Source organism: Vibrio tapetis subsp. tapetis, from assembly GCF_900233005.1.
Lineage (GTDB): Bacteria > Pseudomonadota > Gammaproteobacteria > Enterobacterales > Vibrionaceae > Vibrio > Vibrio tapetis.
In genome coordinates this window covers 999,464-1,020,381 of record NZ_LT960611.1, presented here as the reverse complement: position 1 = coordinate 1,020,381, position 20,918 = coordinate 999,464, and the positions used below count along the sequence as shown (strand labels likewise).

Annotated in this window: 19 protein-coding genes and 2 pseudogenes; 17 read left to right on the top strand and 4 right to left on the bottom strand. The window is 42.7% G+C overall.

Features of this window, described 5'->3' with window-relative positions:
* Positions 1 to 39: 39 nt before the first annotated feature.
* Entirely contained in the window at positions 40 to 1,173 is a 1,134-nt protein-coding gene (locus VTAP4600_RS04535; protein ID WP_102521698.1) for a siderophore-interacting protein, read from the top strand.
* Here the strand turns inward: VTAP4600_RS04535 and VTAP4600_RS04530 are convergent.
* On the bottom strand, positions 1,054 to 1,692 hold the full coding sequence (locus VTAP4600_RS04530; RefSeq protein ID WP_102521697.1) for a transposase: 639 nt from the start codon (positions 1,690 to 1,692) through the stop codon (positions 1,054 to 1,056). The two genes, VTAP4600_RS04535 and VTAP4600_RS04530, sit on opposite strands and share 120 nt — an antisense overlap.
* Before the next feature lie 380 nt (positions 1,693 to 2,072).
* Between VTAP4600_RS04530 and VTAP4600_RS04525 the strand changes: the two genes are divergently transcribed.
* The 6 genes from VTAP4600_RS04525 (at position 2,073) to VTAP4600_RS26140 (ending at position 9,763) form a co-directional block, all read left to right on the top strand.
* Positions 2,073 to 3,440 carry a TolC family protein gene (locus VTAP4600_RS04525; protein WP_102521696.1) on the top strand — a complete coding sequence of 456 codons (1,368 nt, stop codon included), beginning with the start codon at positions 2,073 to 2,075 and terminating at the stop codon, positions 3,438 to 3,440.
* A gap of 2 nt (positions 3,441 to 3,442) precedes the next feature.
* Positions 3,443 to 4,603 carry an efflux RND transporter periplasmic adaptor subunit gene (locus tag VTAP4600_RS04520; protein ID WP_102521695.1) on the top strand — a complete coding sequence of 387 codons (1,161 nt, stop codon included), beginning with the start codon at positions 3,443 to 3,445 and terminating at the stop codon, positions 4,601 to 4,603.
* Entirely contained in the window at positions 4,593 to 7,661 is a 3,069-nt protein-coding gene (locus VTAP4600_RS04515) for an efflux RND transporter permease subunit (RefSeq protein ID WP_102521694.1), read from the top strand. The genes VTAP4600_RS04520 and VTAP4600_RS04515 overlap by 11 nt, the downstream gene beginning before the upstream one ends.
* A gap of 112 nt (positions 7,662 to 7,773) precedes the next feature.
* Positions 7,774 to 8,460, top strand: coding sequence for a response regulator transcription factor (locus VTAP4600_RS04510; RefSeq protein ID WP_102521693.1), 687 nt, complete (start codon positions 7,774 to 7,776; stop codon positions 8,458 to 8,460).
* Positions 8,457 to 9,113: a hypothetical protein gene (locus VTAP4600_RS26145; protein ID WP_231897869.1), complete on the top strand. Its 657-nt coding sequence runs from the start codon at positions 8,457 to 8,459 to the stop codon at positions 9,111 to 9,113. The genes VTAP4600_RS04510 and VTAP4600_RS26145 overlap by 4 nt, the downstream gene beginning before the upstream one ends.
* Positions 9,038 to 9,763 (top strand): sensor histidine kinase, encoded by a 726-nt coding sequence (locus VTAP4600_RS26140; RefSeq protein ID WP_231897868.1) that lies wholly within the window; start codon positions 9,038 to 9,040, stop codon positions 9,761 to 9,763. Before VTAP4600_RS26145 ends, VTAP4600_RS26140 begins: the two co-directional genes overlap by 76 nt.
* A 40-nt stretch (positions 9,764 to 9,803) precedes the next feature.
* Here VTAP4600_RS26140 and VTAP4600_RS04500 read toward each other — a convergent pair whose 3' ends face one another.
* Entirely contained in the window at positions 9,804 to 10,766 is a 963-nt protein-coding gene (locus VTAP4600_RS04500) for a DUF2860 domain-containing protein (protein ID WP_102521692.1), read from the bottom strand.
* Between the two features lie 349 nt (positions 10,767 to 11,115).
* Here VTAP4600_RS04500 and VTAP4600_RS04495 point away from each other — a divergent pair, with 349 nt between their 5' ends.
* From VTAP4600_RS04495 to VTAP4600_RS04450, 10 genes and pseudogenes are all read left to right on the top strand, one after another.
* Positions 11,116 to 11,931 (top strand): ABC transporter ATP-binding protein, encoded by an 816-nt coding sequence (locus VTAP4600_RS04495; protein ID WP_172443068.1) that lies wholly within the window; start codon positions 11,116 to 11,118, stop codon positions 11,929 to 11,931.
* Positions 11,931 to 12,911 carry an ABC transporter substrate-binding protein gene (locus tag VTAP4600_RS04490; RefSeq protein WP_102521691.1) on the top strand — a complete coding sequence of 327 codons (981 nt, stop codon included), beginning with the start codon at positions 11,931 to 11,933 and terminating at the stop codon, positions 12,909 to 12,911. The genes VTAP4600_RS04495 and VTAP4600_RS04490 overlap by 1 nt, the downstream gene beginning before the upstream one ends.
* Before the next feature lie 71 nt (positions 12,912 to 12,982).
* Positions 12,983 to 13,930 (top strand): FecCD family ABC transporter permease, encoded by a 948-nt coding sequence (locus VTAP4600_RS04485; RefSeq protein ID WP_102523908.1) that lies wholly within the window; start codon positions 12,983 to 12,985, stop codon positions 13,928 to 13,930.
* A gap of 73 nt (positions 13,931 to 14,003) precedes the next feature.
* Entirely contained in the window at positions 14,004 to 14,192 is a 189-nt protein-coding gene (locus tag VTAP4600_RS04480; RefSeq protein WP_102521690.1) for a DUF1289 domain-containing protein, read from the top strand.
* Positions 14,193 to 14,343: 151 nt separating this feature from the next.
* Positions 14,344 to 15,537 (top strand): annotated as a pseudogene (locus VTAP4600_RS04475) (hypothetical protein).
* A 63-nt stretch (positions 15,538 to 15,600) separates the two neighbouring features.
* Positions 15,601 to 15,773, top strand: a pseudogene (locus tag VTAP4600_RS04470) (YgjV family protein); the annotation flags it as partial.
* A gap of 178 nt (positions 15,774 to 15,951) precedes the next feature.
* Positions 15,952 to 16,422 (top strand): hypothetical protein, encoded by a 471-nt coding sequence (locus VTAP4600_RS04465; protein WP_102521688.1) that lies wholly within the window; start codon positions 15,952 to 15,954, stop codon positions 16,420 to 16,422.
* A gap of 287 nt (positions 16,423 to 16,709) precedes the next feature.
* The gene (locus VTAP4600_RS04460; protein ID WP_102521687.1) at positions 16,710 to 16,979 is read left to right on the top strand and encodes a PTS sugar transporter subunit IIB; all 270 of its coding nucleotides are present in this window, start codon (positions 16,710 to 16,712) and stop codon (positions 16,977 to 16,979) included.
* A gap of 10 nt (positions 16,980 to 16,989) precedes the next feature.
* On the top strand, positions 16,990 to 18,246 hold the full coding sequence (locus tag VTAP4600_RS04455; RefSeq protein ID WP_102521686.1) for a PTS ascorbate transporter subunit IIC: 1,257 nt from the start codon (positions 16,990 to 16,992) through the stop codon (positions 18,244 to 18,246).
* Complete coding sequence (locus VTAP4600_RS04450; RefSeq protein WP_172443067.1) at positions 18,243 to 18,692, top strand: PTS sugar transporter subunit IIA; 450 nt, start codon at positions 18,243 to 18,245, stop codon at positions 18,690 to 18,692. Before VTAP4600_RS04455 ends, VTAP4600_RS04450 begins: the two co-directional genes overlap by 4 nt.
* A gap of 134 nt (positions 18,693 to 18,826) precedes the next feature.
* On the opposite strand, the gene VTAP4600_RS04445 is transcribed toward VTAP4600_RS04450, so the two are convergent.
* Together VTAP4600_RS04445 and VTAP4600_RS04440 are read right to left on the bottom strand one after the other, a co-directional pair.
* Entirely contained in the window at positions 18,827 to 20,461 is a 1,635-nt protein-coding gene (locus tag VTAP4600_RS04445) for a hypothetical protein (RefSeq protein ID WP_145958552.1), read from the bottom strand.
* Positions 20,406 to 20,858, bottom strand: coding sequence for a hypothetical protein (locus tag VTAP4600_RS04440; RefSeq protein ID WP_102521683.1), 453 nt, complete (start codon positions 20,856 to 20,858; stop codon positions 20,406 to 20,408). Before VTAP4600_RS04440 ends, VTAP4600_RS04445 begins: the two co-directional genes overlap by 56 nt.
* Between the last annotated feature and the right edge of the window lie 60 nt (positions 20,859 to 20,918).

Here is a 20,918-nt window from a genome sequence, read left to right as displayed (position 1 = left end):
TCTGTTTTTACTTTTATTTAGCAGAAGCCTTAAAGCATTATGAACAGCCATACTCAGATCAGCAATGTTGATCATAAGATTGATATCATCGATCACGTCAATCAAGATCACCAAGAAGAACTATTAGCCATCGCCAAAACCCATGCCTCTAATCTAGAAATCAAATCCGCTAAAGTTGAAGATATCTTTGAAGAAGGGGTGCGAATTGAAGTGGATTTTAAAATGGATCCTAAAAAACAGATGATGTTTGTTCCGTTTGAGATAGAAGGGAGTTTGGAAGACAAAATTCTTTACTTAGCTTATGCCGGCATCGTAAAGCAGGGGCAAGATTTTTCAGGTTCAGGTAAGCAGTTTTTTGAGGTGCTTGGTAAGCAAAATATTACTGAAAACATCATTCGCTTAACGGTGGGGAGCAATATGGCATTACCAGAATATTACCCTGGTTATGCCTATGCTTTTGTCTTAAAAGGTATGAAAAAGAAGGCTATTGAAAGCACTCATAAAAACGATAAAAAGCACTGGATTAAGAGCATATCGGATCATCTTTTTATTTGGTTGATGAAAAATCTCTCGAAGAAGAATCGAGAAAAAATGCTCTACAAAACCAACAAAAATGTTCGGCTCTATACATTGAGGAGGTCATGGAAAAGTAGCGATACCGTCTCATTTTATGACAGAGGCGAGATTGATATTTATACACATGGTGAGACGACGGGAAGTCAATGGGCAGAACAGTTATCTATCGGTGATGTCATCATGAGCCGCTCAGAAACGGCGGATAAGCACCCTCATCTTGTAAATGGCCAAGCTTTGATGATTGCAGATGAAACGGCGTACCCAGCATTAGCGGGTATTCTTGAAAACTGGAAGGGACAGGCACCACCAATTGTCATTTTGGTCAGTGCTAAAGCAACGGATCAGAGCTATTTTTCGGGAGATGCTTTTCCGGAAAATTCGAGTGTACACAGAGTCGTTTGTGCTGAAAACGAACAGGGTGAGAAAGTGCTTACGATATTAAAAGCACTAGAGCAAATTGATGTTGTTTGGGCAGCCTTAGAATCCTCCGCGGCGAAAGCAATTCGCCATTACCTTCGCAACGAACGTAACGTCAGCGGAAAGAACAATCATACCAAAGCATACTGGAATCTTAAGCCTAGAAAGCCAAGTGACTAAAGGTGCTAGTAGTAAACTTTCGGTGAGAAAGTAATTGAAAAAAAGAAGGCGCATTAAGTCTTCTTTTCGTTGGTTGTACTCTGCCGTTTCCGCTAATGCTTTCTCTTTAAAGCGAATCTCTTTTTCTAATTCTTTGATTTCATGCTTATCGGCTTTAGCTTGTTTCTTTGCCTCGGCTTCACGCTCCTTTGATGATATGAACCCCTGCATACATTCGCTACGCCACTGCTGGATTTCTTCGGGGTACAACCCGTTTTCACGGCAGTACTGGCTTAATTCATTTTCTGTCATAGAAAACGTCGCAGCGACAATGGCTAACTTAGTTTGCGCGGACCAATGCTCTGAAGGGGCATGACTGTTTGGCACAACGGCTCCTGATTCTCGAAGTCGTTTTCGCCAATAATACAGTGTCGCATCGCTGATGCCTTCTTCTTTTGCTACTTCAGCCACAGAGCGAGAGTGTGGGGGTAACAACTTTTTCAATACAGCTTCTTTTCTTTCTTGTGAGTAACGAGACATATTTCCTCTGTCACCGCCCCTCTAATTGGTTATTTTTTAACAGTGACAACTAGCCTGACGCAGGGGGAGAATGTGAAAGTGAAAATTAGACTTCATGGCCCTTTTTAATAGAGAAATGGTGGGACGACACTTGTTGGAAAGCGATGGAATCACATGAAATAGCGCTGCAAAGTCAGCTCATCATTTAATGATTGATGCTAAGTACATTCAATTATCAACGTCGGTCTTGGTTAATCGCACTAAGTGTTGGCTTATATCCACCCCTGATTGTAGAGGAAAGGTTTTCATGACAATAAATTCGGAGATCACTCGGTACATTTCACCTCATTTTTACTAAGCATTGCGTATAAATAGCTTCAAATCCATTGGAGCTAGACACAATGACGTCCATATCAAACTCTAAAGTACTGTTGGTTATCTGTATTTTTACGGCGTTGGCGGGGTGCACCTCTCTTAATCATTCAGAGAAGCTTGACCGCGATAATACGATCGCCGTCCCACAGAATTGGGAAAACGCACAAGAGTATGTGAATACGGCCTTATCACAGCAACTGCTTGATCTTGTCAATAGCAAAGAGCTTTCTGCACTCGTTATAGACACCATCGAAAACAACCATGATCTCAAAAGTACAGCGTTGCGCTTAGAGCAAGCTAGTCTCTTGGATGCGCAAAGCGGCCGTTATCAAGAACCTACGCTTACCAGTTCGTACCAAGTCTCAAGAAATAAAACTGGGTCGATTACTAATAACCAAAGAATATCTTTAGATTTGAGTTGGGAGCTCGATGTTTGGGGAAGATTATCCGATACCTCAGATTCTGCCTCCGCTAAAGCAAAGGCAAGTGAACTCGATTATATCTACGCAAAAAACTCTTTAGTCGCCCGTGTGATCCAAGCGTGGCTAGACGTCGTTTATCGGGCCAAAATAATTGACGTAGAAAACCGCTGGATAGCGAGCTTGTCTAAAACTGAGGGAATCGTGGCCGAGCAAGTACTCGACGGGCTTAAAGAACAAGCCGATCTTGATACTGCTCGCGCAGAAACTTATAGAATCAGAGCAGCGCTCGCATCGCGCGAACAGCAACAACTTGCGGCGATTCGTCGTCTAAATGTACTACGTGGGAAAGTGGGGCAACATCTTGATTTCTCGACTATTGATACCCCTGAAATTGAAGCGCCACCGCTAACGCTACCTGGAGACATGTTAGCTTCACGCCCTGATCTATTAGCTGCGTATCAAACGGTGATTGCAGCGGATAAAGATACCTCTATTGCGTATAAGGACCTGCTGCCTAAATTGACCTTGACGTCCTCGGTTTATAAAGCGGGAAGTTCATCGAATCAGCTCATTGACAATCCCTCACTTTGGAGCCTCGTTGGCGGTATTACGGCCCCCATTTTTAATCAAGGCAACCTAGAGACTCAGGCAAAAATAGCGGAGCTTAAAGCAAACGTTGCCTTCATCAATTATCAGAAGAAACTCCTTAATGCCATGACCGAAGTCGGGATTGCCCTAGACCAAGAGTACTACCTTAATCAGCAAGAGCAGCATTATCAAGATGCTCACATCTATTCCATTTCTAGTATGAAAAACTACCAAAACTTATATCAAGATGGTGCGAGCGATGTGTTGGCATTACTCATTGCACAACGGTCAATCTATCAATCAAAAATACAATTAATACAAACTCAGCAAGCGCGATTTTCAAATCGAATCTCATTGGGACTTGCACTTGGGATGGGAATATAGAAATGAAAAAACTGGATATTAAAAAGGGCGTTTTAACCTTGTTAAGCATATTGGGTATTCCATTGACCGCTTATTACGTGTTAAGTGCACCTATTGAACAACCCGAAGTCATAGGGGATCAGTCACTCGTTCCTGTGACTAGCGTTACCACACAAAGCTTAAAGGCCGGTGAACATCATTCATCCATAAAAGGGTATGGCGAAGTGATGCCAGTAGAAACACTGTCGTTAATTAGCCAAGTGTCAGGTAAGGCGATTTGGACATCAAAAGCGCTTAAGGTAGGGCATCGAGTAAAAGCGGGAGAACTCTTGCTGAAAATTGATGATTCATCTTACAAAGTGCTGGTAGCCAATGCAGAAAAAGCCTTGGCCGAGGCACATTTAGCGCTGCTTCAAGAAGAAAGAAAGCATCTAAGGGCCGGAAAAGAATGGCAATCTTCTGGTATCAGTGAAAAGCCGAGCCCACTTGCCTTACGACAACCACAACTAAACATCGCAAAAACGAGTTATCTCGCTGCGAAACAAACACTAAATGACGCAAAGAAAAACTTGTTGGATACGAAAATCTACGCGCCCTTTGACGGTATCGTAAGCGAGCAGTCGGTAACAATGGGAGGCTACATTGCGTCGGGCAGTAAGCTTGGGAAAATCAAATCAATTGATGTTGCGGAGGTTTTATTAGCGCTTCCAGAAAATGACTGGCGACAGCTCCCTCGCGATTTGTCAGACCTCAATATTACGATCAGCTCAAAAAGTAGCCCTGAGGAGACTTGGTACGCAAAAGCGACATCATTATCTTTATTGGTCGATAAAAAGACCAGGATGAGGAACCTTACGCTCGAAATTCCTGACCCCCTTAAACAGAAACAAGCCCTATTATTTGGCAGCTTTGTTGAGGTTGATATTCAAGGGAAAGCCTACCCAGACAGCTACATCATCGCTTCGTCTTCTCTTACCGCGGATGGGTTCCTCTGGATTGTTCGAAACGAAGTATTGGAACGTCATAAGCCCAATGTGTTGTTTCATAGTGTTGATCATATCGGCATTGGAAGAAAGGAACTTGGAGAGTCGATCTCTCTTGTCGTTAAGCCACTTTCGCACTATATCGCAGGAATGGATGTGGTTACCGTTGAGTCTACGCGTGAGGTGAACGATGAACACTGATAAACATCCTACCGGCATCATTGCTTGGTTTACGACTAACCCAGTTGCGGCCAACTTACTGATGATCATCATACTGGTCGCTGGGGCATTGTCAGTTATGCGCTCTAGAGTAGAAAGTTTCCCTAGTATTCCGCCGAGCAGCATTAGTATTTTTGTCAAATATGACAGTGGCTCCGCCAGTTCTGCAGAAGAAGGAATTGCCTCAAAAATTGAAAACGCCTTACAAGGGGTGGAAGGAATTAAGAGTTTATCCAGCGTATCGGATGGCGATGGAGTAACCGTCACCGCGACTAAATCCAGTGGCTACGTTCTTGATCGTTTGTATCAAGAGATCAAAACGAAAGTAGATGGTGTCAGTGATCTACCAACCGACGCGAAGCAGCCTGTAATCACGAGGCAAGAAGACGTAGAAGATGTTATTTCAATCAACCTATATGGTGAGGTCGATTCAAGCGCGCTACATAGCTACATGGAAGAGCTCAGGTCTAAGTTGCTTGAATCTGCGTATATTCAAAAAGTGAACTACATCGGCCGAAAACCAGAACAAATCATCATTGAAGTAGATGAAAGAAAGTTGCTTGCTCAAAACTTAACAATTGAGTCTATTGTTAACCAGATCAAAGCCGAGTCGTTGAATCAAACCGCGGGGGAACTTAAAGGCGCCAAGGGAACATTAATTTTAAAGTCTGAGCAACAAAGTCGAGAGGCAAGTGAATTTGCAGCGTTGCCAATAAAAAACCTGTTAAATGGGCAAACGCTGGTCCTTTCAGATGTAGCAAATGTAAATGAACAATTTGAGCCAAATGGTTATTTAACGCGTTACAACGGTCACCCATCTGTTGGCTTGACGGTGAAGATGTATGGAAAATCCAACATCAATGATGTAGCAAAAAGCGCAAGATCGATCGTTGAGGCTTTTAAGAGCACCCTTCCAAAGGGCGTAAATGTCGCCATGTGGAACGATCAAAGTGAACCAATTAAGCATCGCCTTAATTTACTGCTGAAAAATGGAATGCAGGGTATTTTCTTTGTGGTTCTGTTGCTCGCATTGTTTCTCAATATTCGTGTCGCATTTTGGGTAGGACTTGGTATTCCGGTTGTTTTTGCCGGCGCGATGGTACTGATGGGGGATTCTTTATGGGGGCTGACTCTTAATGAACTGACGACGTTTGGGTTCATTATGGCACTGGGTATCGTGGTTGATGATGCCGTCGTCATTGGAGAGAGTATCTATGAACAAAGAGAGAAGTATGGAGCAACCTTAGAATCTACAATCACTGGTGCACAGAAAGTTGCGACCCCGACCACCTTTGGTGTGCTCACCACCATGGTGGCCTTTATGTCATTAAGCTTAATTGAGGGTGAAATGGGTAAAATATTCTCTCAGTTTGCGCTCGCAGCTGCATTTTGTTTATTCTTTTCCCTTATTGAGTCCAAGCTTATCCTGCCTGCACATCTAGCGCATGTGCGCATGAAATCTCGTTCAACCGCAAGAATTGCAATCCTTTGGAATAAACTTCAACAGCGCGTGTTAAACGGGCTGAAATATTTCACATCACACGTGTATAAACCGTGTTTAAAGCAAGTGATAGCCTACCGATATGCCGTTATGTGTGTTTCTATCTCGGTTGTCTTTCTTATTAGTGGGACGTTGATTTCAGGAAAAGTCAGGTCTGTCTTTTTCCCTGAAATATCAACCGACTTTATTACGATTGATTTGGCCTTTCAGGAAGATGCAGGCTATGGCCTAGTGCAGAGTCAAACTGAAAAAGTTGAACGCATGGCTGACGTGGTTAATCACAAATTACTTGAAGAGTACCAATTGACGGTGTCTCCAATACAAAATGTGTTATCGGATACCACCAATCAAAGCGCTCAAATTGTAGTGAGCTTATCTGACAACAGTCAAAGACCTTTTTCTGCGGCTTTTATAGCGAAATACTGGCAATCTATGATGAAACCGTTAGAGGGAATACGAAGCGCTAATTTCGCGGCCGATATGATTAAAGATAAAGCGATCAGTATTGAGCTGAGAAGTAAAAATGAAAAGACGATCTCGGCAGCGGGTAAAGAATTGGAAGCCTATTTAGCCCAGGTTAATGGTGTGTTTGGTATTAAAAGCAGTTTGACACGAGCTCAAGCTCAAATTGACATCAAGGTGAACCAGGTTGGTTTATCCATGGGCATGACAACCGCGAGTTTGTTGCAACAGCTCAATTTTTCTTATCAGGGTTATGAGATTCAGCGCTACCAAAAAGGGGAGCATGAAGTGGCGGTTAAAATCCAATATCCTGAAGATAAAAGAAAGACTTTAGACAACTTGAAATATGCTAGAGTCAGATTGAATGATGGGCAGTCAGTCCCGTTATCCAGCGTAGCGGACATCTCTACTCGTTATGTGGCAAAAAGCATTGAACGTATTGATCGCAATAGAGTTAACACAGTATCTGCTGATGTGGACAAAAGCGTCACCTCTCCAGAACAGGTTATGGCTCTATTGAAAAACGATCTGTTTAACGATCTTGGTGTGGCTTATCGCGATGTGAGCATTGTTATATCTGGCCAAGAACAGGAAAAACAAAAAATCTCTAATTCGTTGTACAGCGTATTTTTGATTGCTCTTATTGCCATTTACGCTTTATTAGCGATTCCGTTGAATTCGTACTTTCAGCCGCTTTTGATTATGTGCACTATTCCATTCGGAATTGTGGGGGCGTTGATGGGGCACTTAATACAAGGCATACCAATGAGTATTTTGTCTCTTTTTGGCATGTTGGCTTTAACCGGTGTGGTCGTCAATGATAGCCTATTGCTGATCTCTCGCTACAATACGAGAAGGTCACAAGGTCTAAGTGTCGAAGATGCACTTATAGAATCTGGGACAGGGCGATTAAGAGCCATTCTATTAACCTCTGCAACCACCTATTTAGGGTTGGTTCCGTTGCTTTCTGAAACATCGCCACAAGCGCAGTTTTTGATACCAGCAGCAACGTCAATGGGCTATGGGATATTGTTTGCAACAATTATAACGTTAGTTTTAGTCCCTGCTTTGTCATGATTTTTGAAGATGTCGCGCTGCTTGTTCGTCGGTTGTCTAACCATTCATCAACGGCAACGCGTCAATCAACGACATTGGTAGATTAAGTCGTCAATAAAGAGGGTAATGAGTCATGATCTCAAATTTGTCTGTTAGCGTTTTACTGGTCGAGGACGACAAAGATCTCGCGGCATCGGTTGCTGAATACCTTAGATTTGAAGATATTCAATGTGATCATGCCTATAACGGCTTAAGTGGCTTTACCCTCGCAAGCCAAAATAAATACGATGTCATTTTATTAGACTTAATGCTCCCAAAAATAGATGGCTTTACCGTATGTGAGAGACTTAGGGCTGACGGTTCTGACACACCAATATTGATGTTGACCGCCAAAGATACACTCAACGATAAAGAGGCAGGGTTTAATGCTGGCACAGATGATTATCTGGTTAAACCTTTTGCGATGAAAGAACTGGCACTGCGTATTAAAGCCCTTTCTAAGCGACGAAGAAGCCAACATAGGAAGTTAGAGGTGGGTAATCTAGTTTATGACCTGCAGCTTCAGCAGGTAACGCGAGCGGGTCAAGTTCTGGACTTAAATCGCTTAAACATGAAGCTGTTGGAGCTACTTATGCGTCGCAGCCCGGAAGTAGTCAATCGACAAGAAATTGAAGAATGCTTGTGGCCTAATGATTTACCTGAAAGTAATAACCTGAAGGTGCAGTTGTATCAATTACGACAAAAGATTGATAAGGACTGCGATATTAAATTGATTGAAACAGTTGTTGGACGAGGCGTAAGAATTAAAGGTGAAATATGAAGACTAAAAATAGTTCTCCGCTAAAAAACCACCTCACCTCCTTCTTTATGGGTATATCGCTCATCACCATTGTACTATTTGGTGAATTACTACAGAGATACTTTGAATACGGTTTAGAAGACTCAGTAAAAATGCACTTACTTGCGGAATGGCAAGGCTATCAAGAAGAGTTGAAATTAAACCCACAAACCGAACTCCCTAGTTCTTATATTATGTCTTTCCGATATGACGAGCCTGCCGAAGTCCTTATCGATGGCCAGAATGTTCTCGAAGGAATAGGCATTGCTGAGGGAGAATTCCGAACGGTATTTGTTGACGAAACGGTGACAAGTGACTTAGAACACGAAGCTGTTATCGGCGTCTATCACTTTCGCCAGAAAGACGGGAAGAGTGTCTACGGTTCAATAAAATATGATCTTGGGTCGCTCAGTGACAAAGTCGACGTATGGTTTCATGACCGCTTCAAGTTGATGCTACATATTGCTGGCATTTACATATTTTTCGTATTTGCTGCGCTTTGGTATTACAGCTATAGAGTTGGAAAAAAACGAAGTTACTTGCATTGTGGAGTGAGCAAGTGTCTGAGGATGTCGTATCAAGCCCTGCTCCTGATTTTAAATTTGACGAATACAATTACATTGCTCTTTGCTTAGAAAATGCGTTGAAGAAAAATGCAAAACTAATTGAAAGAGAACAGCGCTTTCTTTCTCATGCCAGTCATGAATTAAGAACACCCATAGCGATTATTCGAGCGAACATGGAGATTTTAGAGCGTATTACTCTACCAGAAAATTCTCTCGGACCTATGGGGAGAATTGACCGAGCAAGCACTAACATGCAACAAATTACTGAAACCATGTTATGGCTAGTAAGAAAAAGTGAAACGCCGCCTAATCAATGTAAAGTCTCTTTGGTCGTGATGCTTGATAATATAATTGATGAATTACAATATCTTATTCAAGGTGAAGACGTGAGTGTATCAATCAATTACTCTCACGCACCAACATTACAGTTGCCTGAAACACCATTTAGAATCGTTGTTGGAAATCTCATTCGTAATGCATTTCAATATACTCATAGTGGGCAAATAACGATTAACTTTGAGTTTAGCGTTATTGAGATAAAGAATGTGAATACTCAAGAATTGGATGCACAGTTTAAGGACAGTTTCGGGCTTGGTCATGATCTAACCGAGAAAATATGTAAGAAGCTCAATTGGAATCTAGAAATCATGGAAATAGATGACGGGTTTATTGCTAAGCTGCATTTGCCAGAGAATAGCTTAACGGCTTTAAAGCCCTAGTTGATAAAGGGTTGGTCAATTCGACCAACCCTTTTGGTTTTTAAAAATGGTAGCTCATACCGACACCAAGGAAGTAACCTTTGGTCTCATAGAAAGCGATGTTTGAATTAGAATTAGAGTAACCCGCTAGCGCATTTAACCCCCAATCATCCCATCCCATAAAATCTTGATATTCATACCCTAAGTTCAAACTGTATCCGTGGTCCACTCGAATAGTATTAAACACCGGATTTTTTGCATCATAGGAGCTGTAACTGTAGTCTCCGTTGAGTGAAAATGCATGGTCATCGACCATCATTAGGTAGGTTAAAGAAGCGCTATATTTAGAAAAAGAGACGGCATTTCCATCGGCAAGGTGTCTTTGATATGAGAAAGAAGGCTCTAGAAAGGAGGTATCACTAATGGGTAATCCCATTGAAAAACTTGCGTAATAGCCTTTTGCATCTCGCTGTAATACTGAGGGGTTAGCACTTAGGTGTTTCCCCGATTGTTCGTTTTCAATCTTCTGCTTGTAAAAAGCAAAATCACCAGACAGCCCAATATCTAAGAAGTTGTCGACCTGTACCCTAAAGGTATCACCCGAGATCTTTGTTTTCTTCCTTTTGGTGTTTGAAATAAATGGATCTTCCCATACATCTCCGGCAGCAATGGTCGGAAGATAAGACAAAGACATGATTGAATCATTGCCGTACTCAAACGAGTAGCCTAACTCCAAAGCAAAAAGTCCCTCAATAATGTCTCCTCTGGAGCTCCCCAAGAAAACTTGTTTGTCATTATCTTGACCAAAGGTATAACGTAGCTGTCCAATTGGCACGAACATGGCGCTCGATTTTGTCTCACCGCCACTATTTAAGTTGCCTGTTTTTGTATCATCAGAATTACTTGTTTCATTACTAAATCCTGCTAATAAACTAATCTCACCGCCCAATCCTTCTTTATCTAATTCGGCAAAAGCATTTGAGCTTAATAGCATGCTCAGTGGCAATAATACGTGGATCTTCATTTCCAGTTCTCCTTGTGAATGTCACAAGTATTGTGGCTGGCCTCAGGTAAATTTAGAGTGAAATAAACGTAAGTAAGGAGTTGGAAAAATGTAATGCCGGGGCGGGTATTTGCGCTGTTAATGACGCACTTTCGTGACCATCGAGATTCGTTGTTAGTGAGCTAAGTTAAGAATGAGTTAGCGACTATCTTGCCGGTGACTAACTTGGTGTGGGTTCACAGGGATCGCTTAGTTAGCGCTTAGCCACCAATCACATCGTCTTACGTTATCCAGTTCTATAATTGACAATAAACATTATTAATTGTTATGTTATAACATATCAATTGATAAATCATGTTTTGGCTCTCTTATGGAAAAGTTAAATAAGCCTATATTGTCCGTTCAAAGTCTATGTGCTGATGGCCCTGCTCATTGGCGGGCTGTGTCAGACGTGACGTTTGATGTCTGTGAAGGCGAATGTGTTGCCATTATCGGCCCTAATGGCAGCGGAAAATCGAGTTTGCTAAAAGTGATCACGGGCGAGTATCGCGTGGTATCTGGCGAGCTTAAGATGTTTGGTAGCCGAGTAGAGCATCTGCCAAGGCAGGAAATGGCGAAAAGAGTCGCGGTTGTTGCACAGCATGAACACGTCGATCCGCGTTTGAGTGTTAGCGAGTATGTTTATCTAGGCCGAGTTCCACACACGTTTTGCTGCAGCAAGAAAGAGCACGATAGGGCAGTTAAACAAGCCATTGAAGATGTCGGTCTTTCGCACAAACGTCATCGACACTTTGGTGAGCTCTCTGGCGGAGAGCAGCAACGTGCGAGTATTGCGCGTGCCTTTGCTCAAGAGCCCAGGCTTCTTCTGTTAGATGAGCCAACCAATCATCTCGACCCGCTTGCTCGCCTCGATCTGCTCAAGCTCATCAAACATCGAGGGATTGCCTCTGTTGTTGTGCTGCATGATTTACCGCTAGTCACGCCTTTCGCAGACAATATTCTCTTAATGTCGGAGCAAAAGATGGTGGCCTTTGCCCCGCCAGATACGCTTATGCGAGACGATTTCATTACCCCTGTTTTTGGGCTTCGGGTTATTCCCTTTAGCCACCCACACATGCATAGCACGATTCATCATTTTGAAGCTGCATCACCTCATCACCATTTATCTTTAATAGGAGCCGCCTAATGAAGTGGTCTTTAATTCCCACTCTGTTGTTTGTTTTACCCATTTCAGTTTCAGTTGCTAACGCGAGCGAAACTCACACCCAATACCCAGTAACCGTTGATAACTGTGGTACCCCATTGACCATCGAAAAACGTCCTGAACGGGCCGTGGTGCACGACATTAATATGAGTGAGATGGCGTTTGCGCTTGGCCTTCAAGAAAGCATGGTCGGCGTCACCGGTATTACGGGCTGGTATAAAATGTCATCATCATTTAATGACAGGTTAGGGGAGATCCCCGAGCTGGCACCAAAATACCCATCGTTGGAAAGGCTCATTGCAGCAGAGGCAGACTTCTTTTTCGCTGGCTGGAACTATGGAATGAAAGTCGGCGGTGACGTTACGCCACAAACACTCAAGCCATACGGCATCAATACGTTAGTGCTGTCAGAAAGTTGCATTCATGCTCAAAAAACGAGTAATGGTGCGAGCATGGCATTGCTTTACGATGACATGAAAAAACTAGGGGTTATCTTTGATAAACAGTCAGAAGCCGAAACCTTAGTAAAAGCTTGGAAAGCGAGGCTGAAAAAAGTAACAGAGCGACAAAATAAAGCAGGCAGTACGAATACCACGCCAAAAGTTTTTCTGTTTGATTCAGGAGAAGACAAACCCTTTACAGCCGGAAAATATGCGATGCCAAATGCCATGATAGAAGCCGCGGGTGGGCGCAGTATCACCAGCAATATGGAAACCAGTTGGGGCAGGACATCATGGGAAAACGTCGCACGTGAAAACCCAGACGTCATTATCCTACTCGACTATCAAACAGCCAGTGGTGCAGATTCATTACAACGTTTTCTTGAGCAGCACCCTTTAATGAAGCATACCAATGCGGTAAGAACTGGTCGTTATGTCAAGCTACGCTATGAGCAACTAACGCCAGGGCCGGCCAATATAGGAGCTATCGAGAAGCTCGCAAATGCGTTCGTAGCTCAATAAGAAACAAGATAGTTGAGCGTTTAATGATACTTAACAAATATCGAGTGGCCTGGTTAGTTGGAATTGCTGCCATGCTGCTCGCATTTATTCTGAGTTTACAATTCGGGTCTGTCCCTTTGTCTTTGAAAGAGGTGTTAACAGGGTTACGTTCTTTCAATGATGATGAGGTGAGCATGACCAGCCGAATACTGATTGATTTTAGGTTGCCCAGAGCACTGCTGGCCGTTATTGCAGGTTCAGGGCTTGCTATGGTTGGGGCGCTACTGCAAACCTCGACCAGAAATGACTTGGCCGATCCATTTCTGTTTGGCTTGTCCTCCGGAGCTTCCGCTGGTGCGGTGTTGATCATCACTCAACTCGGGGATGCCCTCGGCGTATGGTCACTTCCAATTGCGGCATTTACGGGCGGAATCGTGTCAGCCACCGCAGTACTGGTTCTTTTTTCAATACAAAAAAAGCAAGGCAACAACAACCTTATATTATGTGGTTTAGCCATCTCGTTTTTGTTTGGTGCTATTACCAGTTTTCTCATTTATTCAGGAGATCAGCGTGCGGCAAGTTCTATCTTGTTCTGGACGATGGGAGGCTTAGGGCTCGCTCGCTGGGACAACTTGATATTTGCAGCAGCGGGTGTGCTTTGCCTTGTTGTATTGATCGCCAAGCGTTATCGTGAACTCGATACGTTATTAGTCAGTGAGCAAACCACACGTTCATTGGGGATTAATGTTCATCGGTTGCAAAGTGAGATTTTTCTCTGCTGTGCTTTTTGTACTGCGGCCATTGTGTCACTCACCGGTGTTGTCGGCTTTATTGGGCTCATGGTGCCACACCTCGTTCGTCCTTTTTCAGGTGTTATCCATAAGCGCGCGCTTCCGTTAATCGCACTGTGGGGCGCGGTTACTTTGTTGCTGGGTGATCTGGTAAGCCGAACGATTTTGGCCCCACAAGAATTACCTGTCGGTATCGTTACGGCGGCGCTCGGTGGTTTGTTTGTTCTCTATCTTGTTTGGCGCAAGTAGCGTGAACGAGTATGACTAAATCTTTTACTACGTGCTCGTTCGGCAACGAGCACGTTAAGGTGAGACGCTAACAATGAAAAAGAATAAAAGCCCTTGTATCGATTTATGTGATTTCTCAAACGCTAAGGGTTGGTGTTTGGGCTGCGGAAGAACCAGAAAGGAGTGTCAACAATGGAAGGCCATGACGCCTTATTCCGCCAATATTCTTAAGAATGAGCTCAGAAAGAGAATGCTAAAAATTAAAACCGAAATGAACAATTAGTCACTCGTGAGTATGTCAAAACTTAGCCCTGTCTACGATCTGTCTTTCTCTGTAAGCACATGTACCAAAATGTCCAATTACCACTTTGCTCCACTTGTTTTCGTCGCTGCTAAGGTAAGTTGGTGGCACGACGAAAATGAGAGAGTAAATCATGCAAAAATTGCCGTTATCTTTATTACTATCAAGTGTTCTTATCTCGGGCTGTAATAGCACAACTGAAAATGCATCAACAGACGCTTCTTTGGTGTTGCCATCGGTCGTCCATGGGATTCAAATAGATGCGGTTCCAGCACAGTTCTCGGCCTATGCCAAAGCGGGATACAACCGTTATGTGGCGGTGAAGGCTCCAAATGGCAAAGCGATTCATATTTTGATCATGGACAGGCTATCAGACTTTCAAATTGTAAAAGCGGTGAATGTGCTGAATCACTACTTAACGCCAGTAGCAGGGGCCAAATATGGCACGGCCGAGCAAAAGCGTCAGGTTGCGAATGCAATGGCGAATAACGGGGCGATCTTAAAGCTCATGAACTATTACGATGCTCCGAAGTACAACGACGATCTTGACGGCCAACCTTTGTTTGAACAAGAGATCCAAGTTGAGGGTGGGGCTTGGTATGTTAAGCAAGATTATGAAAATCATCGGGATGCGTCGTATGAAGAAATCCTACACTTAGTACACGACTACGGTATCGGGGTACTTAATGCGCCTAACGCGGGTGAAACGGCATTGCCGAAGTTCCAACAAGAATTGAATACGATCCAGCAACAAGCGCTTGGTCGTGCCTACATGCCACCTGCGGAAATACTGCAAGAGTGGCAGCAGGAAATCAGTGTCGACCAAGAGTACTTTGCTACGGTCATCGACAGTTATTATGGGCTTTGGGGCGCTTTTGATGGCAATGGCATGTGGGGGTTGTACCAGGTTAAAAATCGTGCTGATTTTGTTACATATGATGCGGATGCGCAGCAGCTTGTTGAACAAAGCTTTTCTCCGGTGCTGACTTATAATGCGTATATCGCCGATACATTTGAAGGGACGTTCAAGTTAACGTTCGACCCTAAAACGTCCTACAGCCACCATGCTCAGTATTTGGCTCAGGTAACCCTTTCTGGTTCTAATAACAGTAATGTTGAGCTTAATGGTTTCGATAATATTGTGACAGGCAACGCAGGTGTTAACACCGTGATTGTTCACGGTAAGGAAGCTGAGTATCAAATCAAAACGTTGGATAACAATACTACGATGCTTACGGACATGGTCAGCTAACGAGACGGCCAAAATACCTTGTCTAACATTGAGATGATTCAGTTTACCGATAAGACTATGAACTTGTCATTCTAAAGGGAGTCTGGATAGAGGTGCCTGTCCTTCAATTGTTGCCTCTTTAATTGCCACCGTATTGCTTCCGTGATGGATAGAGCCGCTGCATCAACTGGGTGCACGAGCATTTTCAGTTGAGTGGTTCAGTTTTTCTCGCAATAGGATCATTCAACAAGGATGATCGACGCTTAAGAGAACCCATGATTATAGGTACTAGCTTCTGGCTTTTGCATAACGATCTCGTGGGTTCTCCTTCCCTTTCTTGAGCTGCCTGTTTCTTTCATTGCATTTGCTTTTAATCACTTCATTACACTTCTAGGATTCACCTTATGAGAGGATGGGTATATAATTTGGATAGGTCTAACAGATTAAATAGTATTTAAACTAATCTGGTACAACATCTATTGAAAGCAAGAGAGGAAGTAAGTGAAGAAAATGGACGCTCCGCATGATATGAAAATAGGAGCTCAATTCAAAACAAATAGGCATGGCTATGTGACTGTAGTTGAGTATTACAATACACATACCGTCATTGTTGCCTTTGAGAATACTGGAAATATACGTGCAATCAGTGCTTCAAAATTGCGTGTAGGGCAACTAACAGATCGCACCGTTGCACCAGATTCTATTATGGTTGGTGAGCAGGTTGAATCGGTAAAGCATGGTTTGTTAACTATTACTCAAGTGGAGTCTGAAAATATTGTAGTACTTGTTAATAGCGAAAATGTAGAAATCCGCATGTTACTGCCAGCAGTTCAAAAAATGAAAGACAAAATCGATGATGACGATAGTGAGTCAACAGACTCTGTATTACCCACCTCTCTAAGTCAGTTAACTAAGCGAAATAAAAAAACTAAAGATGTTAATAGCATGCTTAAAAAAATGCTTACTGACTATGGAAAATAGTAATTACCTTCTTTTATTAGCGATTCTGATTACCTCCAATATTAAGAATTAAAATTTCAACTATCTATTACGTCTTCTAGTGAAAATGTTGCATATTCATACAAGAAACTAGATTTGATCGATCTCTCATTTCGAGATTAAACTGCAATTTAATGTGATCACGATCGCAATCTCATTTTGAGTTTGTGATTCAGATCGTTTTTGAGGGAAGGCGTTTCCATTACTATGCTCAAACACATTAAGAGAATAGAAATTCTCCAATATTAAATCCAATCGAGACAAATATTATGAAAAAGATTCTTGTAGTTTGCGGTAATGGTCTTGGCACTTCCCTGATGATGGAAATGGCAGTAAAAGAAGTAGCTAAAAAAATTGGTTTTGAAGCTGAGATTGATCATGAAGATCTATCGTCAGCGGCATCGAGTAATGCTGATATTTGGGTCGCAGCAACAGATATAGCTAATCAACTAAAAGAGTCAGGAAAAGAGAATGTAATTAGCCTTAAGAATATATTTGATAAGGCATCGATTGAAGAACAGTTAAATTCATTCAAGTAGAGGTGTAATTATGAAAGACTTTTTCGAATTTATGCTTGGTTTATTAAAAGAACCTGCAATTATGGTTGGTTTAATTGCTTTTGTTGGGCTCATTGCTCAAAAAGCAGATATATCTACAATACTGAAAGGCACAATTAAAACCGTAATGGGTTTTTTAATTCTGGGATTTGGAGCAGGTGCGTTAGTCGGTGCTCTAAATAACTTCTCTGTGGTCTTTTCTGAAGCCTTTGGTGTAAGTGGCGTTATTCCAAATAATGAAGCGATCGTAGCATTAGCTCAAGAAGCTTTTGGTTATGAAATGGCATTAATCATGTTTTTTGCCTTCATCGTGAATATTATCTGGGCTCGATTAACACCTTTAAAGTACATTTTCTTGACGGGCCACCACACCATGTTTATGTCAATGCTTGTCGCGGTAATTTTATCGACAGCGGGCATCACTGGTACTGTTCTTGTTGCCATTGGTTCAATCATTGTTGGTACATTAATGGTTGTAATGCCAGCTCTTGGTCAAAAATATACCGAGAAGGTTATGGGTACAGACCAACTTGCCATTGGTCACTTTTCAACACTTTCTTACATTGTCTCCGGATTCATTGGTAGTAAATTCGGCGATACTTCGAAAACAACGGAAGATATTCAAGTTCCTAAGAGTTTGATGTTCTTGCGAGATACTCCAGTTGCAGTTGCAACAACGATGTCGGTTTTCTTCATGCTTGCGTCGGTTATTGCTGGAGGCGAGTTTGTAGAAACCATCTCAAGTGGTCAAAACTGGGTCGTATTTACATTTATGCAGTCACTTATCTTTGCTGGTGGTGTTTACATCGTACTGCAGGGTGTAAAAATGTTGATTGCTGAAATTGTTCCTGCTTTTAAAGGGATTTCCGATAAATTGGTACCAGGTGCAAAACCTGCACTTGATTGTCCTATGGTGTTCCCTGTCGCTCCAAATGCGGTATTAATTGGTTTCTTATGCTCATTTTCAGCAGGTCTTCTAGCAATGGCGGTGCAAGGTGCCCTTGGTTGGACAATTATAGTTGCGGGCGTTGTGCCTCATTTCTTCGTTGGCGGTGCCGCTGGTGTTTATGGTAACGCAACAGGTGGTTTACGTGGTGCAGTTTTAGGCTCATTTACGCAAGGTCTATGCATTTCATTTTTGCCAATGCTGCTACTTCCTGTACTAGGTGGCTTAGGGCTTGAAGCTACTACTTTCGCAGACTTTGATTTCGGCGTTGTAGGGTTAGTTCTAGGGTGGATTGTTTCATGAGTTTATTTGATTTAATTGGCAACGACGGCATCGTAATCAACACTGAAAAGAATTTGACCGTTGATGCAGCATTAGATGTGACATGCGCAAGACTGCTAGCTAACAATAAGATTAAATCTAGTTATGTCGAAGCGATTAAGGCAAAACATAATGAAATTGGTGCATATTATGTTTTGGCTCCCAAGATCGCTATGCCTCATGCTCGACCTGAAGATGGTGTTAATGAAGCTGCTCTACAAGTGACGGTATTTAAAGAAGGCGTTGATTTAGAGTCTCAGGATAATGGTGATGTTTACCTTTCAATTACGCTCGCAGCGATGGACTCAGATAGTCACATCAATACAATTATGGCGTTATCTGAATTGTTCCAAAATGATGACGATATTGATGCGATTATCACGGCAAACAGTACGGAGCAAATCATTGATATTTTAAAGAAATATTGATTAGCCGTACTTTAGAACTTTCTTGAATGAGGCGATAGTTTAATCTATCGCCTTTTGGTTTTATGAAGCAAACCGATAAGACAACTCGCTTGCAGCTATAGTCATAGTTAAGTTATACGGCGACCTATCACTAATTATGATGCGCTATCACCATTGATATAGCTTAAGGACAGGAGCGCTTTCTTTGGGTTGTGTGTAAACAGCGGTATCAAAACCTTAGTCACTTCTTTAAGGTGGCTATTACGCAACAGCGAGGTCAATTCAGGATCGTCAAGTGCAGCGGTGATGGTCGTTCGATACGGCGTAGATAAGGGCTCGCTAATTTGCAGTAAGCGTTTAGCTGCGGCCTTTTTTACGCCAATGTATTGATGAGTAAGCCAAGAAGTAAGTAAAGGTATGTCATGGCTAATCTCTGCGATCTTAACCAGTGTCAGCCTGTTGCTATTGATAGCAATGTGGTCGAGGTTAAGTTGCAACTCTCTCCAGCCCAACCATTGAATTAAATATGGCGAAGTCGCGTTCTCTGGTGACAAAATGAGGCCGATGATCTGCTGGTGTAACTCATCTGTCTTTACCGTTTGATAAGCAATACCCGCATTGACGCATGCGCGACCAATTTCGATGAGGGTCGATGGGGTAGTGCAATCCTCACTGAGATACTGATGAAGGAATGCTTTCACCAGACTCGCCTCATTACAATATCGAACGGCGAGCTCTTGGTTAGAGAGTGGGTCAATTCGAGCGACTTTACGGGCTCGTTTTGCTGGTTGCTTCTTGTTGGTAATAGAACTTGAAGCGGGAGATTCCATTAACGGAGCGCTTAAAGACATTAAAGTGGACATTGGCGTCGCGGTTTGGGGGGCTGTTATCGGTAAAGCGGTTGTTTTACCTGAGTCGACAAGCTTGTTTGAGTGCTGAATTAACTTTGGCGTGCTGGTAAACATCAGTTGCTTAGCGTAAGCGATATGTTCATCGGTGCTTTGTTGCCAAAGGTATGGGATCAGTAATAACTTAACGGCGTTGTCGCATTGCTTACTTTCAATCGTTTGGCGAATAAACGCCGCGCTAATGGTGATTTCTCTCCGTTTGGTCAATACAGCCAAGGTATCAATTTTCTGTGTCGCATTTAACTCAATAAACGTTTGATAATATTGCGGAAGTAAGCTGTTTAGGTCGTAGCTAAAGCGTACGGCACAATGAAATAATGTTCCGATGTGAGCGTGGTTTAATGAGCCCTGTTGCCATTGTTTGACTAACCAGTCTAATGTGTCAGGTTTCACAATAGCCGACAAGCTTTGTAAGCCCGATATCGAGGCACAGGTACCTGAAGCGGTGAATAAAGGAATAATGTACGTAGCCGATACCGGGTATTGCCAGCGAACCAAAGTTGCGGCTGCAATACCTTGTAATTGGACGTTGCTAGAAGAGATCAAACTGAGGAAGTCTTGCAAATATTCTTTTGCATTCAAATCGGCTAATCGGGTGAGTGCTATTTCATGAAGATCGAGTGCCGATGATTTTAATACCTGATAGAGCAGTACTTTGTTGTGGCTACTTTTTAGGATCTTTCGGGTTAACCGGTTTGGCTTGAGTGCTAACGAGTTATCAAAAACAAGTGCTTCGACTCTTTTACTGGATGTAGCAATCAAAATTCGAATTAACTGGGTTTGAAGATCGGGCTCTGGATCATGGTCAAACCGAGCCCAGAGGCGCTCACGTTGCCCTGTTGAAAGTCGCATCCAGAATGTTTGCTGCAGCCAAAGCCACATCAACGCTATCATCCCAGTCACTATCCCAATTTTCATCTTCATCACAAACATGCTTAACCAAGAGGTCTAACGCTGTTAAGTGTTCAGGTATGTGCTGACTATGCGTGCCTATCACTTTCAGAGCGGCGATTTTGATTTCACTATCAAGGTCGTTATCGTGATTGAGCAGACTTAAGGCAGCCGTTAAGCCCGTTTCAGGCCGGTGTTTTAACGCTTCCAAACTGTTTAGCACGACCTCGACGCTGGCATTGTTTAGGTTATCGACCAATAGCAAATCGACAGCCTCATCCGCTTGGTCATTGAAAAATCGCAACGATTGGATCGCGAGGCATTGGATCTGCGGATCATCAGAGGTTAACAACGGAGTGATATAGCGGTAAAGAGAGCTGGGCAACATAGCGATACTTTGATCTAAACGAGCATTAATGCAGTATTATAAATAGAAATGATAGTTTTT

Excerpts from the sequence above, each read along its gene's own strand:
- VTAP4600_RS04535 (WP_102521698.1), top strand. The coding sequence starts at position 40 with ATGAACAGCCATACTCAGATCAGCAATGTTGATCATAAGATTGATATC.
- VTAP4600_RS04530 (WP_102521697.1), bottom strand. The coding sequence starts at position 1,692 with ATGTCTCGTTACTCACAAGAAAGAAAAGAAGCTGTATTGAAAAAGTTG.
- VTAP4600_RS04525 (WP_102521696.1), top strand. The coding sequence starts at position 2,073 with ATGACGTCCATATCAAACTCTAAAGTACTGTTGGTTATCTGTATTTTT.
- VTAP4600_RS04520 (WP_102521695.1), top strand. The coding sequence starts at position 3,443 with ATGAAAAAACTGGATATTAAAAAGGGCGTTTTAACCTTGTTAAGCATA.
- VTAP4600_RS04515 (WP_102521694.1), top strand. The coding sequence starts at position 4,593 with ATGAACACTGATAAACATCCTACCGGCATCATTGCTTGGTTTACGACT.
- VTAP4600_RS04510 (WP_102521693.1), top strand. The coding sequence starts at position 7,774 with ATGATCTCAAATTTGTCTGTTAGCGTTTTACTGGTCGAGGACGACAAA.
- VTAP4600_RS26145 (WP_231897869.1), top strand. The coding sequence starts at position 8,457 with ATGAAGACTAAAAATAGTTCTCCGCTAAAAAACCACCTCACCTCCTTC.
- VTAP4600_RS04500 (WP_102521692.1), bottom strand. The coding sequence starts at position 10,766 with ATGAAGATCCACGTATTATTGCCACTGAGCATGCTATTAAGCTCAAAT.
- VTAP4600_RS04495 (WP_172443068.1), top strand. The coding sequence starts at position 11,116 with ATGGAAAAGTTAAATAAGCCTATATTGTCCGTTCAAAGTCTATGTGCT.
- VTAP4600_RS04490 (WP_102521691.1), top strand. The coding sequence starts at position 11,931 with ATGAAGTGGTCTTTAATTCCCACTCTGTTGTTTGTTTTACCCATTTCA.
- VTAP4600_RS04485 (WP_102523908.1), top strand. The coding sequence starts at position 12,983 with ATGCTGCTCGCATTTATTCTGAGTTTACAATTCGGGTCTGTCCCTTTG.
- VTAP4600_RS04480 (WP_102521690.1), top strand. The coding sequence starts at position 14,004 with ATGAAAAAGAATAAAAGCCCTTGTATCGATTTATGTGATTTCTCAAAC.
- VTAP4600_RS04465 (WP_102521688.1), top strand. The coding sequence starts at position 15,952 with ATGGACGCTCCGCATGATATGAAAATAGGAGCTCAATTCAAAACAAAT.
- VTAP4600_RS04460 (WP_102521687.1), top strand. The coding sequence starts at position 16,710 with ATGAAAAAGATTCTTGTAGTTTGCGGTAATGGTCTTGGCACTTCCCTG.
- VTAP4600_RS04455 (WP_102521686.1), top strand. The coding sequence starts at position 16,990 with ATGAAAGACTTTTTCGAATTTATGCTTGGTTTATTAAAAGAACCTGCA.
- VTAP4600_RS04450 (WP_172443067.1), top strand. The coding sequence starts at position 18,243 with ATGAGTTTATTTGATTTAATTGGCAACGACGGCATCGTAATCAACACT.
- VTAP4600_RS04445 (WP_145958552.1), bottom strand. The coding sequence starts at position 20,461 with ATGTGGCTTTGGCTGCAGCAAACATTCTGGATGCGACTTTCAACAGGG.
- VTAP4600_RS04440 (WP_102521683.1), bottom strand. The coding sequence starts at position 20,858 with ATGTTGCCCAGCTCTCTTTACCGCTATATCACTCCGTTGTTAACCTCT.